Raw genomic sequence first — 15,378 nt, 5'->3', positions numbered from 1 at the left:
AACCCGCCGCAGTCCACCGCACGTCCTCCCACACCGCAGGAGTAACCACCGCATGCCGGATCACACCCACGAGTTCGACTACGTCGTCATCGGCGGCGGCACCGCAGGCTCCGTGATCGCCGCCCGGCTCACCGAGGACCCGGACGTCACCGTCGCCGTCATCGAGGGCGGCCCGAGCGACGTCGGCCGCGACGACGTCCTCACCCTGCGCCGCTGGATGGGCCTGCTCGGCGGCGACCTCGACTACGACTACCCGACCACCGAACAGCCGCGCGGCAACTCCCACATACGGCACAGCCGGGCGCGCGTGCTCGGCGGCTGCTCCTCGCACAACACCCTGATCTCCTTCAAGCCGCTCCCCTCCGACTGGGACGAGTGGGAGCGGGCCGGCGCCGAGGGCTGGGGCGCCGTCCCCATGGAGCCCTACTTCGCCCGGCTGAAGAACAACATCGTCTCCGTCGACGAGAAGGACCGCAACGCCATCGCGCGCGACTTCGTCGACGCCGCCGAGACGGCCCTCGGGGTGCCCCGCGTGGAGGGCTTCAACGAGAAGCCGTTCACCGAGGGCGTCGGCTTCTTCGACCTGGCCTACCACCCGGAGGACAACAAGCGCTCCTCCGCCTCCGTCGCGTATCTGCACCCGGTGATGGACGACCGCCCCAACCTCCGTATCTTCCTGGAGACCTGGGCGTTCCGCCTGGAGCTGGACGGCGCCCGCGCCGAGGGCGTCCACGTGCGCACCAAGGACGGCGAGGAACTGCTGGTGCGGGCCCGTCACGAGGTCGTCCTGTGCGCCGGCGCCGTCGACTCCCCGCGGCTGCTGCTGCATTCGGGCATCGGCCCCCGCGCCCAGCTGGAGGCGCTCGGCATCCCGGTCGCGCACGATCTGCCGGGCGTCGGCGAGAATCTGCTCGACCACCCCGAGTCGGTGATCGTCTGGGAGACGAACGGCCCGATCCCGGAGAACTCCGCGATGGACTCCGACGCCGGCCTGTTCGTGCGCCGCGACCCCCAACAGCCCGGCCCGGACCTGATGTTCCACTTCTACCAGATACCGTTCACGGACAACCCCGAGCGCCTCGGCTACGAACGGCCCGCGTACGGCGTCTCGATGACCCCCAACATCCCCAAGCCCAGGAGCCGCGGCCGGCTGTACCTGACCAGCGCCGACCCGTCGGTGAAGCCTGCCCTGGACTTCCGCTACTTCACCGACGAGGAGGACTACGACGCCCGCACCCTCGTCGACGGCCTCCGCATCGCCCGCCGGATCGCCGCGTCCGAGCCGCTGGCCGGCTGGCTCAAGCGCGAGGTCTGCCCCGGCCCGGGGATCGTCGGCGACGCCGAACTGAGCGAGTACGCCCGCAAGGTCGCGCACACGGTCTACCACCCGGCCGGCACCTGCCGGATGGGCGCCGCCGACGACGCGCTGGCCGTGGTCGACCCGCGGCTGCGCGTGCGCGGCCTGTCCGGCATCCGCGTCGCCGACGCGTCCGTCTTCCCGGCCATGCCCGCCGTGAACCCGATGATCGGGGTGCTCATGGTCGGGGAGAAGGCCGTCGACCTGATCGGAGGCGAGTCCCGATGACGCTCACCGTCCCCACCCGCAAGCCCCCCACCGACGCCCCCGTCTTCTCCGTGGACGGCCTGTGGAAGGTGTTCGGCCCCAAGGCCGACCGCGTCCCCGCCGACCCCGAGCTGAGCGCCCTGGACGCCGCCGGACTGCGGGCGCGCACCGGCTGCACCGCCGCCGTCCGCGACGTCTCCTTCGATGTCCTGAAGGGCGAGGTCTTCGTCGTGATGGGCCTGTCCGGCTCCGGCAAGTCCACCCTCGTGCGCTGTCTGACCCGGCTGATCGAGCCGACGGCCGGCACGATCGCCATCGACGGCGAGGACGTCCGCGCGATGGACAAGGGCCGCCTGCGCGAACTGCGCCGGCACCGCGCCGCCATGGTCTTCCAGCACTTCGGCCTGCTCCCGCACCGCACGGTCCTCGACAACGTCGCCTACGGCCTGGAGATCCAGGGCGTCGGCAGGTCCGAGCGGCGCGAGCGGGCCGCCGAGGTCGTCGCCAAGGTGGGCCTCGAAGGCATGGAGAAGCGCCGGCCCGGCCAGCTCTCCGGCGGCCAGCGCCAGCGGGTGGGGCTGGCCCGCGCCCTGGCCGTGGACCCCGAAGTGCTGCTGTTCGACGAGCCGTTCAGCGCCCTCGACCCGCTCATCCGGCGCGACATGCAGGAAGAGGTGGTCCGCCTGCACCGCGAGGAGGGCCGCACGATGGTCTTCATCACCCACGACCTCTCCGAGGCCCTCAAGCTCGGCGACCGGATCGCCCTGATGCGCGACGGGCGGGTCGTCCAGCTGGGCACCCCCGAGGAGATCGTCGGCTCCCCCGCGGACGACTACGTCCGCGCGTTCGTCCGGGACGTGCCGCGCGAACAGGTGCTGACGGTCCGTACGGCCATGCGCCCCGCGTCCGCGGCGGACGCGGCCGGCGGCCCCGCGGTCCGGCCCGAGGCCACGGTCGCGGAGGCGATCGAGGCGGTGGCCCGCGCGGGCACCGCGGCCCGGGTCATGGACGCGGGCCGGTGCCTGGGCGTGGTGGACTCCGACACCCTGCTGGGCGTGGTCGCCGGAACGGCCGACCCGGCCGGCCCGGCGCGACCGGACACCGTCCCGGCCGGCGCCGGAGCCCCCGCGCCCGCCGTGACCGCTCCCCCCGGGAAGCCCGGCGCGCCCGGTGCCGGTCCGGTCCCCGCGGCCGCGACACCCGAGGCCGCGTCCGGCGCGCGGACCGCGGGAGCCGGCGGGCGGCGCGCCCCGGCGTCCCCCACCCCGCCGCGCACCGGTACGGAGGCGATCTGATGGCCACGCTCTCCGTCCCCGCCTCCCGCCTCGGCGCCGACCGCCTGCTGCGCAGCCGGGCCCTGGGCAAGCTCCTCCTGCTCGCCCTGTTCGCCGCCGTCCTCGCCCCCTGGGCCGCCGCCCGCTGGCCCGGCGCCGCCTGGCCGCACGCCCTCACCGTCGACCTCTCCGAACCGCTCGCCTCCGCGAGCGACTGGGTCGTCGACAACCGGGACAGCCACCCCCTGTTCCTGTACTTCTTCGGCTACGTCAGCAACGCGGTCGTCCTCTGCGTCCGCGCCGTCTACCTGACCCTGCTGGCCGCCGGCTGGGCCGGCGTCACGGTCTTCGGCGCCCTCGTCGCCTGGCGCGTGGCCGGCGTCCGCCTCGCCGCCGGCACCGCCGCCGCCTTCCTCGCCTGCGGCGCGCTCGGCATGTGGGTGCCGACCATGCAGACGCTCGCGCTCATGGTCGTCGCCGTCCTCGCCTCCCTCGCCCTCGGCATGCTCCTCGGGCTCGCCGCCGGACTCTCCGACCGCCTCGACCGGGCCCTGCGCCCCGTCCTGGACACCATGCAGGTGCTCCCCGCCTTCGCCTACCTGCTGCCCGTCGTCCTGGTCTTCGGCATCGGCGTGCCCGCGGCCGTCCTCGCCACGGTCGTGTACGCGGCCCCGCCCATGGCACGGCTGACCTCGCTCGGTCTGCGGGCCGCCGACCCCGGGGTGATGGAAGCGGTGGCGTCGCTCGGCGCCACCTTCCGGCAGCGGCTGCTGACCGCCCGGCTGCCGCTCGCCCGCAAGGAGATCATGCTGGGCGTCAACCAGACCATCATGATGGCGCTCTCCATGGCGGTGATCGCGTCCATGATCGGCGCCGGCGGCCTCGGCGACCGCGTCTACCAGGCGCTGGCCTCCGTCGACGTGGGCGCCGCGCTGGCGGCCGGCATCCCCATCGTGCTGCTCGCCGTCGTGCTCGACCGCGTCACCGCCGCCGTCGGCGAACGCCTGGGCGAGGGCGCCGAAGCCGCACCGGGGCGGACGGCGGCCCGCCGCGCCGTCCTGGCCGCGGTCCTGGCCGCCGTGGTCCTGCTCGGCCGGCTCACGGGCGCCCTGACCTGGCCGGGCGGCTGGGTCGCCGACATCGCGGCGCCGGTGAACACCGCCAAGGACTGGATGGTCGACCACCTCTACAGCGGGGTCCCCGTCGTCGGCGGCACCGCCGACTGGGCCGCCCACTTCACCACCTGGGTGCTGGACCCGATCCGCGACGGCCTCCAGTGGCTGCCCTGGTGGGCCCTGCTCCTCGTCGTCGCGGCGGTGGCCTGGCTGATCGGCACCTGGCGCACCGCGCTCACCGCGACGCTGGCCATGGCGGCGATCGGCGTCCTCGGGGTGTGGAAGCCGTCCCTCGACACGCTCTCCCAGGTGCTGGCCGCGGTGGCCGTCACCCTGGTGATCGGCTTCGGCGCCGCCGTGGCCGCCGCCCGCAGCGCCCGGTGCGAACGGATGCTGCGCCCGGTGCTCGACGTCTGCCAGACCATGCCGCAGTTCGTGTACCTGATCCCGGTCGTGGCGCTGTTCGGCGTCGGCCGCGCCCCCGCCGCGGCCGCCGCCGTGGTCTACGCCCTGCCCGCCGTCATCCGCATCGTCGGCCAGGGGCTGCGCCAGGTCGATCCGGGCGCGCTGGAGGCGGCGCGCTCGCTGGGGGCCACCGGCGCCCAGCAGTTGTGGCAGGTGCAACTGCCGCTCGCCCGGCGCGCCCTGCTGCTCGCCGTCAACCAGTGCGTGGTGCTCGTGCTCGCCGTGGTCGTCGTCGGCGGTCTCGTCGGCGGCGGAGCGCTCGGCTACAACGTGGTGTTCGGCCTGGCCCAGGGCGACCTGGCGACCGGTCTGGTGGCCGGCGCGGCCATCGTGTGCCTGGGTCTGATGCTCGACCGGGTGACCCAGCCGGTGGAGCGCCACGCCAGGAAGGGAGCCTGACATGCGATTCCGTACCACCGCCCCGGTCGCCGCCGTCGCCGCGCTGGGATTGACCGCCGGCTGCGGCGCCGCCGACATGACCAAGCAGGCCAGCCCGTTCGCCAACGCGCGGGGCTCGAAGACCGTCACCCTGTCCGTGCAGTCCTGGGTGGGCGCGCAGTCCAATGTGGCCGTCGCGCAGTACGTCCTGGAGCACGAGCTGGGCTACCGCGTCGACACGGTGCAGGTCGACGAGGTGCCGGCCTGGGACGCGCTCAGCCAGGGCCGGGTCGACGCCCTCCTGGAGGACTGGGGCCACCCCGACCAGGAGAAGCGGTACGTCGCGGACAAGAAGACCATCACCGACGCGGGCGAACTCGGGGTGACCGGCCACATCGGCTGGTTCGTGCCGACGTACCTGGCGAAGCGGCACCCCGACATCACCGACTGGCGCAACCTCGACAAGTACGCCTCCCTGTTCCGCACCGCGGAGAGCGGCGGCAAGGGCCAGCTGATGGACGGCTCCCCGTCCTACGTCACCAACGACAAGGCGCTGGTGGCCAATCTGAAGCTGGACTACCAGGTGGTGTTCGCCGGTTCCGAGGCGGCGCAGATCACCCAGATGAAACAGTTCGCCAAGGACGAGAAGCCCTTCCTGACGTACTGGTACACGCCCCAGTGGCTGTCGAAGAAGGTCCCCATGACGGAGGTGAGGCTGCCGCCGTACAAGGAGGGGTGCGACGCGGACCCGGCGAAGGTGGCCTGCGCCTACCCGCACACGCCGCTGAAGAAGTTCCTCAACGCGGACTTCGCCAAGTCCGGCGGCAAGGCGGCCGCCTTCCTGAAGAAGTTCCGGTGGACCACCGAGGACCAGAACGAGGTCTCGCTGATGATCGCCGATCAGAGGATGAGCCCGCAGGACGCGGCGCGCACGTGGGTGCGGGGCCACCCGGAGGTGTGGAAGCGCTGGCTGTCCTGACCGACGGCCGGACCCCGGCCCGGCGGCGACGCCGTGCGGGCCGGTCGCCGACCGGGTGGGTTGCGTCCTCGGGGAACGACTGTGGCAAGCTCGACCGCATGATCGACGTCCCGGCCGACGGCTGGTCGTTCGCCGCGGCGCGCGAGCCGGCCCGATTCGGCGCCTGTGAGGTGAACGGCGCTCCTGGCGTCGAGCACGCGGTCGGCGCGCGCGGGACCCTGTGCGGGATCGCGGCACGGCACACCACCCGCTGTCTGCACCGGTTCGATCCCGCCGCCCCGCACGCGTGTCGGCGGTGCCGCCGGCAGGCCGAAGCCGCCCCGACGGAGCCGTGCGCACAGGAACGCCTCCACGACAGGGTGCGGGCCGCCGCTCCGGGGCGGGTCCGCGACGACCTCCTCACCGCGCTCCGCGAGGGCGCGAGGGTCGCGTTGTGGATCAACGGCCCGGCGGCGACCTCGGCGAGGCACTACGTGCGGCGCGACGAGCTGACCGACGGGGTGGGACCCGTCTGTGACGCTCTCGACGCCGCTGCGACGATCGGCGTGGCCCGCGTCGAGGACGGCTCGTGGCGGTACGTCGTCGTCCTGCCGGAGGACGGCGGCCGACCGCTCGTCGCACGCGGGCCGCGCGACGCTCGCACGTAAAGGCACGCCCTCGCCCGCCGGACGGCCGGCCCCCGCCCGGCGTACGTCCGACCAGGTCAGCGGCGCGGCGCCAGGTGCAGCAGCGGGGCCCCGGCCGGGAACAGGTACTTGGCGGCCAGCACCGGCCGGCCCGAGACGGAGACGGTCTGGGTGAGCAGGAGTGCCGGTGTCTCCGCGGGCCGGGAGATGGCCGCACCGCGTTCCTTGCCGAGCACGGTGGCGCCCAGGGTGCTGCGGGAGGACATCGGCACGCCGGCGGCGTCGAGGAGGACGGAGAGCATGGTGGCCGTCCGGTCCGGTGCGGCGGGTCCGGCGCCGACCGCCGCGGCCAGGGCCGGGTCGACGGTGCGCAGGGTCTCCGCGTCGGCCGCCCACTCGTGCGCGAAACACGCCGCGGCGCCGTCGACGTCGACGACCGTCTCCCAGAAGCAGGTGCGTGCCGAGGGCGCCAGGCGCAGGTGGAAGCCGGAGAAGTCCGTGGGCTCCTCCAGCTCGACCGCGAGGCGGCGGCAGCGTACGGTCCCGGGGCCGAGCAGCGTCTCGACGGGGAGCAGACGCTCCAGGCCCGGCGCGGGCGGCAGCTGGTTCACGGTGCTGCCGGAGCCCTGCCGGCGGGTGATGACGCCGTCCTCCTGCAGCAGGATCAGCACCTCGCGCAGGGCCGGGCGGCTGACGCCGAGCCGTACGGCGAGGGCGGGTTCGGAGGGCAGCCGGGCGCCCGGGGGGAAGGTGCCGTCGTCGATGGCCGCGACGATGCGCTGGTAGAGCTCGACGCGGGGTGAGTGGCGGCGGTCTCCCTGCTGAGGCATCGAGGCTCCCCTTATATGTCTGACATATATCGCGGTCCGGCGTCCGGCTCGGTCAAGAATAGCCCGCAGGAGCGTCGGCCGTCCCGCCGCCTCCTCCACTCCGGGCGCTCGCCCTCCGCCCGCGTGAACTGCGCCCACTCCCCGTCGATACGGGAAGGCGACGTGTGCGGCATCACCCTTGTGCTCACGGCGAGGCCGTGCCTACCCTCTCGCCAGCCCTCCGAAAGTTGTCAGACAACTTGACTGGCTGTTCCACGGGTGACGCCTCCGCGTGGCCCCGAGTCTCCCCGAAAGAGCCGACATGTCCGTCCTCGCATCACGTCCGCTGCTCATGGACTGCGACACCGGCGTCGACGACGCCGTCGCGCTGATGTACCTGTGCCAGACACCCGGTGTCGACCTGCGCGCGGTCACCACGGTCGCGGGCAACACCAGCGCCGAGCAGGCCGCTCGCAACTCCCTCCAGGTACTCCAGGTCGCCGGCCGCACCGACATCCCGGTCGCCGCGGGCGCCGCGGCCACCCTCCGCGGCGACGTGAAGCCCGAGGCGAGCTTCGTCCACGGTGAGGGAGGGCTCGGCGGCGTCACCCTGCCCGCGCCCTCCGCCGCGCTGGACCCGCGGCACGCCGCGGACCTCATCATCGACACCGCCCGGGAGTCGGGCGGGAACCTGCACATCCTCGCCACCGCTCCGCTGACCAACCTCGCGCTGGCCCTGCGCAAGGAGCCCCGGCTGCCGGAACTGGTCCCCCACGTCACCGTGATGGGCGGCGCCGTCCACCACCCGGGCAACATCAGCCCGGTCGCCGAGGCCAACATCGGCAACGACCCCGAGGCCGCCGCCCTGGTGCTGGCCGCCGACTGGGACCTCACCCTCGTCCCGCTGGACGTGACCATGCGGGAGAACCTCACCGAGGCGCACCGGCAGCGGCTGCTCGCGGGCGGGACGCCGGTGAGCCGGCTCGCCGGCGAGATCCTCGACTTCTACTTCGCCTTCCACGAGCAGACCGCGCTGCCCTTCCGCGGCTCCGCCTGCCACGACCCGCTCGCGGCCGGCATCGCCCTCGGCGAGGTCACCCCGAAGCTCGCGCCGCGCCTGCACGTCACCGTCGACACCGCGGACGGCGCGGCCCGCGGCGCCCTCGTCGCGGACACCCGCGGCCTCTACCTCGGCTACCCCGAGCAGCCCGGCGCCCGCACATCCGTCGTCCTGGAGACCGACGGCGCCTTCCCCGACCTCCTCGTCGACCGGCTCTGCCAGGTCCGGAAGTGAGACAGCGCGATGACCACTGACCTGACGACCCGGCCGGCGAAGGCGGCGGCCGGGACGGCGGCGCTGATGACGGCGCTGCTCGCCGCGTGCACGGCCTTCCAGCTCAACGCGAGCATGCTCAGCCCGGCCCTGGTCACCATGGCCCGGGAACTGCACACCGACGAGGCGAACACCGGCCTGTCGCAGACCGTGTTCTTCACCGCGTCCGCGATGTTCTCGCTGTTCCTGCCCCGCTTCAGCGACATCGTGGGCCGCAAGCGCGTCCTGCAGTGGATGCTGGTCCTCATGGCGGCGGGCACGGTGCTCGCGGCGCTGGCCCCGAACATCGCCGTCCTCGACATCGCGCGGGCCGTGCAGGGCGCCTGCGGGCCCGTGGTGCAGATCTCCCTGCTGATGCTGCGCTCCGAGGTCACCGACCCCAAGCGGTTCGGCACGCTGATGGGTGTGGTCGCGGCCGTCAACGGCGGCATCGCCGGGGTGGACGCGCTGGTGGGCGGCTGGCTCGCCGACCACCACGGCTACCGCAGCATCTTCTGGGTGATCGCGGCCGTCGCGGCCGTCGCGGCGGTGCTGGTCCGGGTGGGCTGCCCGGAGTCCCGGCCGTCCGCCGGGACCCCGATGGACTGGGCGGGCGTGGTCCCGCTCGTGGTGAGCGTCGCGGCGCTGCTGGTCGCCGTCGACCAGGCGGAGAAGCTGGGTGCGGCGAACTGGCCGCTGGCCATCGGCCTGCTGGTCGTCGCGGTGGCGGCGTTCGCGTTGTTCTGGCGGACCGAGAAGCGCGGCGCGCACCCTCTGGTGCGGATCGACGACCTGCGCCGGCGCGCCACCTGGGCGCCGCTGCTGACCACCCTGCTCACCCTGATCGGCGTCTTCGCCACCGTCAACGGCGTGCTGATGTCGTTCGTGCAGAACGACACGGTGGGCTTCGGTATGGGTTCGAGCCTGGCCTCGGTGGTCTTCCTGACACCGTTCGCGCTGGTGGGCTGGCTGGTGGGGCCGTTCACCGGACGGCTGGCGCCGGTCCTCGGCTACCGGCGGATGCTGCGCTGGGGCCTGGCCGGCAGTGCCGTGGTGATCGCGGTCATGGCGCTCGCGGGTGTGCACTCGATGCCGGTGATGGTCGCCTGCACCGTGCTGCTCGGCGTGACGTACGCGGGGGTGGCCAACATCGTCCTGAACCTGCTCGGTGTCGTCCTCGCCCCGAAGGAGAACCCCGGGTTCCTGCCCGGACTGGTCTCGGCCGCGTTCGGCCTGGGCGCCGGACTGAGCTTCGCCCTGCTGTCCGCCGTGCAGGTCGCGGGGAGTCCGGCGGGCGGCGACTCGTCCGGCGGGTATGTCACGGCGATGATCATCGGAGTGGTCGTCGTGGTGGCCGCGTTCGGTGCCTCCTTCCTCGTCCCGCGGCCCGAGGACGCCGAGGTCTCCGCCTGACGGGCCTGACGGGCCTGACGGGAAGGGCGCCGTCGCGCACGCGGGCGCCGGCGGGCGGCCCGGACGACCGCGGGCTCACGAGCCCGCGGTCGTTCCCGTGCACACTCCTTGCCGTGGACCGGTCGGGCTCACTACTGGACGATCTCGTCCGCCCCGAACCGCATCGCGGAGTTCCACGTCTCGGTGTCGCTGAGCATCAACTGCACCAGCTCGATGGACCACTTCCAGTCGCAGTTCTTCACTCCGAACAGCGCGGCCAGGGCCTCCAGCAGCGGCATGCCGATGTAACGCCGCTTCAGTCCCACCCGGGACGGCACCTTCACCGAGGTGAGGTCGTCGGCGGTGACGTGGCCCTGGCTCAGCAGCCACTCCCGGATGAACGCCTGGTCCACCGAACGGCCCTCCTCCTGGGCGGCCTTCACGATGCCGCCGCGCAGGGTGTCGGCGGCGTTCCCCTCGCAGAGGCCGACCAGCCACGTGTGGAGCCCGGGGCGCAGCGCGAACGAGGTGTCGTTGCTCTGGCCGGAGCTCTGCTGCTTCCGCCACTGGTCGATCTTGCCCATCGCCCCGTACTCGTCGTCCCCCGCGAAGTCCGGGTGGTCGGGGCCGCCGCCGAAGTCCTTGAGATTGGCCACCTGGGTGTCGGACGACGAACTGCTGCTGATCATCGAGGAGTTGGACGACGTCCCGTCAGCGCTGCCGAAGACGGTGCCCATGGTGTAGATGAGGCCGTTCAGCTCGTTGGGCGAGCTCAGGTCGAGGCCCATCTGCCGGGCCGTCCTGATGACGTCGTAGTAGTACAGATGGGCGCCCGACTCCTTGATCGCCTTCTCCACGGTCTCGCTGAGCAGCACGCTCTCGACCGAGTTCTCCACGACGTCCACCCCGTCCAGCTCGGCCAGCAGTCCGGCGTGGCTGTCGCCGATGTTGCCGAGCCCGATCTGCCGGGCGACCCGGGCGCCCTTCAGCTCGTTGAGGACCTGCCAGGCCCCGGTGAGGAGCCGCTGGTCGGCGTCCACGTTGTGGATCACCAGGGTGTCGAGCCGGCCGGCGAACAGGGCGGCGGTCCGTTCCAGCCGGGCGCGCAGCTGAGTGGCCGACTCGGTCTTGCGGACGTCGAACTTGTAGAGGATCTCGTAACTGTCCCGGGGGAGGTCGGCCAGCACCTCGGCGACGGTCGCGGTGTTCCCGTAGCTCTCCGCCGTGTCGAAGCGCCGGTACCCGGCCTCGACGGCGGAGATCAGCTGTCCCTTGCTGCGTCCGTCCACTCCGAAGACGAGCCACGGCTTGACCTCGGTCCCGGTCTCCGCCGCGGGCATCCGGGCCACCACGGGGGACGCGTGGTGCGCCGGTCCGGCGGCGGGCACGGCCGTCCGCTGGACCGGCGCCGAGCCGGACAGCGCCCGCCGGGCGGTGTCCTCGGCCTCGCGCTCGAACCGGTCCGAGGGATCGGAGACGCGCAGGCCGTCACCGCGTTCGGTGCCGGACACCGGTCCCTGGCGCTGCTGGATGACGTGGGTCAACTCGTGGGCCAGCGTGTGCTTGTCGGCACCGCCCTCACCGATGACGATGTGGTCGCCGCTGGTGTAGGCGCGGGCGCCGACCTCGGCCGCGGACGCCTTGGCCTCCGAGTCGTCGTGGACGCGTACGCCCGCGAAGTCGGCGCCGAGGCGGGCCTCCATGTCCGTGCGGGTGTGCTCGTCCAGCGGATGTCCTGGGGTACGCAGCACGTCGTGGACCGCGGAGCGCTGCACCGGCGCCGGCGCCGGCTGTCCGCCCTGCCGCTGGTGGCCGCAGCCGGCGCTGTGCTGGTGCTCTTCCTGGGCCCAGGAGTGGCCGGAGCCGCGGAGCATCTGGAGGACGGCGGCGTTGCCCGCGGCGTTCTGCAGGACGCGGAGGCCGGGAGAGGCGCCACGGTCCGGAGCCGGCTTCCCGGCTGCGACACGACGAGGCTTCTCGCCCCCGGAGGTCTGGGCCTGTTCGTTGGCGTACATCGCGTCCTCTCACGGGCGCTGCGGCCGGTACGCAGCTCAGCACTGCGCGGGCCGGACCGTACACGCCGACGTCTGCGATGTGTCCGAACCGTCCTCTTCGCCAGCGGCCCCTGCTTTCCCGGCAGTTGATGGCATCGTGGTCACTCCACCTTATAGGGGCCCGCTCCCGCTCCGAAGGCGGCTCACACCTTGGGCCGGTGTGCTCGCGGCCGGGTCGATGCGGCTACGCGTCGCGCCCGTGCAGCACCAGGCCGCCGACCAGCAGCGCGGCGGCGGCCCAGGTGGCGAGCACGCCCAGGCCGGCCCATGGGCCGATGGGCAGCTCGTGCGGAGGGACGGTGGCCTGGATCGCGAGCCCGTCCGTCATGGGCGAGATCTGCTGGAGGTGGCGCTGCCACTCCGGGTCGTTGACCACCCGGGCGACGACCGGGACCGCCTCGCGTCGGCCGCCCTGGCCGGACGGGCGCAGGACGTCGCGGCCAAGGGCCTGAGGGTGCGGGAGGACCGGATCGACGGCTCCGCGTGGGTGTGGGGCAGCCGGACGCTGCTGCGCCGCGCGGTGGACAACATGGTCGACAACGCGATCACGCACAACGAGACCGGGGGCCGGATCAGTGTCGCGGTACGGGCCGGAGGAGACGAGGCGGGTGCCGTGCCCCTCGTCGTGGAGTCCGGCGGACCGGTCCTCGACCAGCGGCGGGTGGCGGACCTCGCGCGGCCCTTCCGCCGCCTCGGCGCCGACCGGACCGGCACCGGCCGGGGCAGCGGCCTCGGCCTCTCCATCACCGTCACGGTGACCGTCAGCCGCCTGCGCCGCAAACTCGGCGACCCGCCGGTCATCGCCACCACCCCCGGTGTCGGATACCGGATCGCCGACGCGGCCGTCCCGCCCGGCTGAGCGTCCGCCGGGGGCCTGCGGCCCGCGCGCGGAGGGGGTGCCCGAGCGCGTCCTGTATGTCGGGCGGGGCCGCCCGCTCGTGGGGATCGACGGCTTCACCGCCGCCGGGAGGACGAACCTCGGACACGAACCGACGAAGCGGATCGGCGCTGCTGGTCGGCCCGTGTTCCGGGTGACTCCCGACGACTTCCCGAGGGCAACTCCCGGCGTAGACCTGGCGGGTGGGCCACCTTGAGGCTCCGGGCGATCTTCGGGACTGGGGTGCCGGAGTCGTAGAGCTGTGGAGAGCCGAAGCGGGGTTGCGCTGTGGAGCGCCGCTGCGGGGTTGCGACGCCGTCCGCTGCCCGGCGTTGCTCGGCTGGGGCGTCCGCCGCGGTGCGGCCGCCGGGGCGCGTCGCCGCTCAGGAGCCGAGCACCGCGTGGAGGCGCTCCGCGGTGCCGCGCGGCCGGAAGACGTATCCGTTGTGGCCGCCGGGGAAGATCTCCAGGCGCGTCCCCAGTTCCCCGGCGAGCATCGCGGCACACGTGTGCGGCCACACGTGGCCCGACTTCTCCCCGGCGGCGGTCACGACACGGGCGGGTGATTCCTTGAGCGCGGCCACGTCGAGCACGTGCGCCCTGATGGCCGGCATGTCGTGCGTGAGGAGGACCTCCGCGTTCCGCAGGTGGTCGGGCCCCGGGGTGCGTACCGGAACGTCCGGCTCGCGGTCGTTCGGGTCGATGTCGATGTCGGCCGCGAACCCGCGCATCGCGGAGGCCGGGCCCTCCCTCCGGAAGGTGTCCTCGACGCCGAGCAGCTGCCCGAGGGCTACGGCGCGCTCGGGCTCGGGCAGCAGGTGTGTGACGGGCGGTTCGTGCGCGACGACCGCCGCGACCTGCTCGGGGTGTCCGACGGTCAGCTCCAGCGAGATCAGGGCGCCGAGGCTGGTGCCGTGGACGAGGGCGGGTTCCGGCGTGAGGGCGGACAGCAGCCGGGAGACGTCATCGGCGTGCGTGGCGAGCGTCGTCGCGGGGGCGTCGGTGGTGCTGCCCGACAGGCCGCGCCGGTCGTAGGTGAGGACGGTGTACCGGTCGGCGAGATGGCGCGCGAGCGGTTCGTTCGCGTCGGCGCCGTGGTGGCCCCCGGCGATGAGCAGCAGCAAGGGGCCCTCGCCGCGAACGGCGTAGCGCAGTCGCGCGCCCGGCACTTCCAGCACGGATTCCCTCATGGGGCGACCACCGATCTTCTCGTCGGACAGGCTCTGGACGGCCATGTGCCGATCGTGCCGCTGCCGCCGGCGGCGCGGCAGCGGAGCGCTTGGCCTAGGACCGGCGGTCCCAGGACGCGCCGGCACCACCTCGATATCCTGAGAAGGACATGACACCGAAGCGTTCCGACCTCGCCGACTTCCTCCGCCGGTGCCGCGAGCGGCTGACGCCGCGCGACGTCGGGCTCGTCGAGGGGCCGCGGCGGCGGACCCCGGGCCTGCGTCGCGAGGAGGTCGCCGTCCTCGCCGGCATGTCAGCCGACTACTACATGCGGCTCGAACAGGCCCGCGGCCCCCAGCCCTCGGTCCAGGTGCTCGCCGCGCTGACGGGCGCGCTGCGGCTGACCGAGGACGAGCGGGACCATCTGTACCTGCTCGCCGGGCACCGCCCGCCGGAGGGCGCGCGGGCCGGGGAGTACCTGCGGCCGGGCCTGCGCTACCTCCTCGACCGTCTGGACGGCGTGCCCGTGCAGGTGGTGAGCGATCTGGGCGACCTGCTGGCGCAGAACGACCTGGCGCTCGCGCTGTTCGGGTGCGTGTGCACGATCGCCGAGGAGGACCGCAACATCGTGCTGAGCTGGTTCACCGACCCCGGCGTCCGCGATCACTTCGCGGTCGAGGAACACGAGGAGCAGGCCCGGCAGTTGGTCGCGGACCTGCGGGCCGCGACGACCCGTCGTGGCGACGACGAGGCGTCCCGTTCGCTCGTGGGGCGGCTGCGGGCCGCGAGCCCGGAGTTCACCGCGCTGTGGGACCGGCACGAGGTCGCCGTACGCAGGTCGCACCCGTACCGGCTCGTCCATCCCGACCTGGGCAGGATCGACCTGGACTGCGAGGTGCTGGCGACGCCCGCGGCCGACCAGCGCCTGCGGATCTTCACCCCTCCGCCCGGCGGCACCACGGTGCTGGACGAGTTGCGTGTCCTCGGCCCGCGGCACCGCCACGACACCACCCGGCCAACGCCGGGCGATCACCGCCGAGCGGGTCCTCGCCCGCCGGGCTAGGGGACGGCGCCGCCGGCTTGCGCATCGCGGTGCCCGGAGGACCGTGGAAGCATGACCGCAGAACACCCGCGTGTCCCTCATCAGGAGGTTCGCATGTCCTCGAAACGACGCCGCAAGAAGAAGACCCGCCGCAACCATCCGGCGAACCACGGACGGCGCCCCCAGTCCTGACCAACCACGTGCACTATAAACGCAGAAAACCCCGCACCATACGGTGCGGGGTCTTCCCTGAAATTTGTTCGGCGGTGTCCTACTCTCCCACAGGGTCCCCCCTGCAGTACCATCGGCGCTGTAAGGCTT

At 73.3% G+C, this 15,378-nt stretch carries 13 protein-coding genes; 9 read left to right on the top strand and 4 right to left on the bottom strand.

Going from position 1 to position 15,378, the window contains the following annotated elements:
• Positions 1 to 52: 52 nt before the first annotated feature.
• The 5 genes from ABEB07_RS20380 (at position 53) to ABEB07_RS20360 (ending at position 6,422) form a co-directional block, all read left to right on the top strand.
• Entirely contained in the window at positions 53 to 1,585 is a 1,533-nt protein-coding gene (locus tag ABEB07_RS20380) for a GMC family oxidoreductase (protein ID WP_345669670.1), read from the top strand.
• Positions 1,582 to 2,859 (top strand): quaternary amine ABC transporter ATP-binding protein, encoded by a 1,278-nt coding sequence (locus tag ABEB07_RS20375; RefSeq protein ID WP_345669669.1) that lies wholly within the window; start codon positions 1,582 to 1,584, stop codon positions 2,857 to 2,859. Before ABEB07_RS20380 ends, ABEB07_RS20375 begins: the two co-directional genes overlap by 4 nt.
• Positions 2,859 to 4,817, top strand: coding sequence for an ABC transporter permease subunit (locus ABEB07_RS20370; RefSeq protein WP_345669668.1), 1,959 nt, complete (start codon positions 2,859 to 2,861; stop codon positions 4,815 to 4,817). Before ABEB07_RS20375 ends, ABEB07_RS20370 begins: the two co-directional genes overlap by 1 nt.
• A gap of 1 nt (position 4,818) precedes the next feature.
• On the top strand, positions 4,819 to 5,775 hold the full coding sequence (locus ABEB07_RS20365) for an ABC transporter substrate-binding protein (protein ID WP_345669667.1): 957 nt from the start codon (positions 4,819 to 4,821) through the stop codon (positions 5,773 to 5,775).
• Positions 5,776 to 5,873: 98 nt separating this feature from the next.
• Positions 5,874 to 6,422 (top strand): hypothetical protein, encoded by a 549-nt coding sequence (locus ABEB07_RS20360; protein WP_345669666.1) that lies wholly within the window; start codon positions 5,874 to 5,876, stop codon positions 6,420 to 6,422.
• Between the two features lie 56 nt (positions 6,423 to 6,478).
• On the opposite strand, the gene ABEB07_RS20355 is transcribed toward ABEB07_RS20360, so the two are convergent.
• Complete coding sequence (locus tag ABEB07_RS20355) at positions 6,479 to 7,231, bottom strand: GntR family transcriptional regulator (protein WP_345669665.1); 753 nt, start codon at positions 7,229 to 7,231, stop codon at positions 6,479 to 6,481.
• A 301-nt stretch (positions 7,232 to 7,532) separates the two neighbouring features.
• Between ABEB07_RS20355 and ABEB07_RS20350 the strand changes: the two genes are divergently transcribed.
• Both ABEB07_RS20350 and uriT read left to right on the top strand, forming a co-directional pair.
• Entirely contained in the window at positions 7,533 to 8,504 is a 972-nt protein-coding gene (locus ABEB07_RS20350) for a nucleoside hydrolase (protein WP_345669664.1), read from the top strand.
• A gap of 9 nt (positions 8,505 to 8,513) precedes the next feature.
• Positions 8,514 to 9,935 (top strand): uridine transporter UriT, encoded by a 1,422-nt coding sequence (gene uriT, locus ABEB07_RS20345; protein ID WP_345669662.1) that lies wholly within the window; start codon positions 8,514 to 8,516, stop codon positions 9,933 to 9,935.
• Positions 9,936 to 10,066: 131 nt separating this feature from the next.
• Here the strand turns inward: uriT and ABEB07_RS20340 are convergent, their stop codons facing one another.
• Both ABEB07_RS20340 and ABEB07_RS20335 read right to left on the bottom strand, forming a co-directional pair.
• Complete coding sequence (locus tag ABEB07_RS20340; protein WP_345669661.1) at positions 10,067 to 11,929, bottom strand: aldo/keto reductase; 1,863 nt, start codon at positions 11,927 to 11,929, stop codon at positions 10,067 to 10,069.
• Between the two features lie 223 nt (positions 11,930 to 12,152).
• Complete coding sequence (locus ABEB07_RS20335; protein WP_345669660.1) at positions 12,153 to 12,296, bottom strand: hypothetical protein; 144 nt, start codon at positions 12,294 to 12,296, stop codon at positions 12,153 to 12,155.
• An 18-nt stretch (positions 12,297 to 12,314) separates the two neighbouring features.
• Here ABEB07_RS20335 and ABEB07_RS20330 point away from each other — a divergent pair, with 18 nt between their 5' ends.
• The gene (locus tag ABEB07_RS20330; RefSeq protein ID WP_345669659.1) at positions 12,315 to 12,827 is read left to right on the top strand and encodes an ATP-binding protein; all 513 of its coding nucleotides are present in this window, start codon (positions 12,315 to 12,317) and stop codon (positions 12,825 to 12,827) included.
• A 401-nt stretch (positions 12,828 to 13,228) separates the two neighbouring features.
• Here ABEB07_RS20330 and ABEB07_RS20325 read toward each other — a convergent pair whose 3' ends face one another.
• Complete coding sequence (locus ABEB07_RS20325; RefSeq protein ID WP_345669658.1) at positions 13,229 to 14,080, bottom strand: alpha/beta hydrolase; 852 nt, start codon at positions 14,078 to 14,080, stop codon at positions 13,229 to 13,231.
• Between the two features lie 104 nt (positions 14,081 to 14,184).
• Between ABEB07_RS20325 and ABEB07_RS20320 the strand changes: the two genes are divergently transcribed.
• Positions 14,185 to 15,078 carry a helix-turn-helix transcriptional regulator gene (locus ABEB07_RS20320; RefSeq protein WP_345669657.1) on the top strand — a complete coding sequence of 298 codons (894 nt, stop codon included), beginning with the start codon at positions 14,185 to 14,187 and terminating at the stop codon, positions 15,076 to 15,078.
• Positions 15,079 to 15,378 lie beyond the last annotated feature (300 nt).

This window comes from Streptomyces similanensis (assembly GCF_039543625.1).
Classification (GTDB): Bacteria; Actinomycetota; Actinomycetes; order Streptomycetales; family Streptomycetaceae; genus Streptomyces; species Streptomyces similanensis.
Note: the sequence above shows the minus strand (reverse complement) of the source record. Positions and strands in the feature narration are given on the sequence as shown.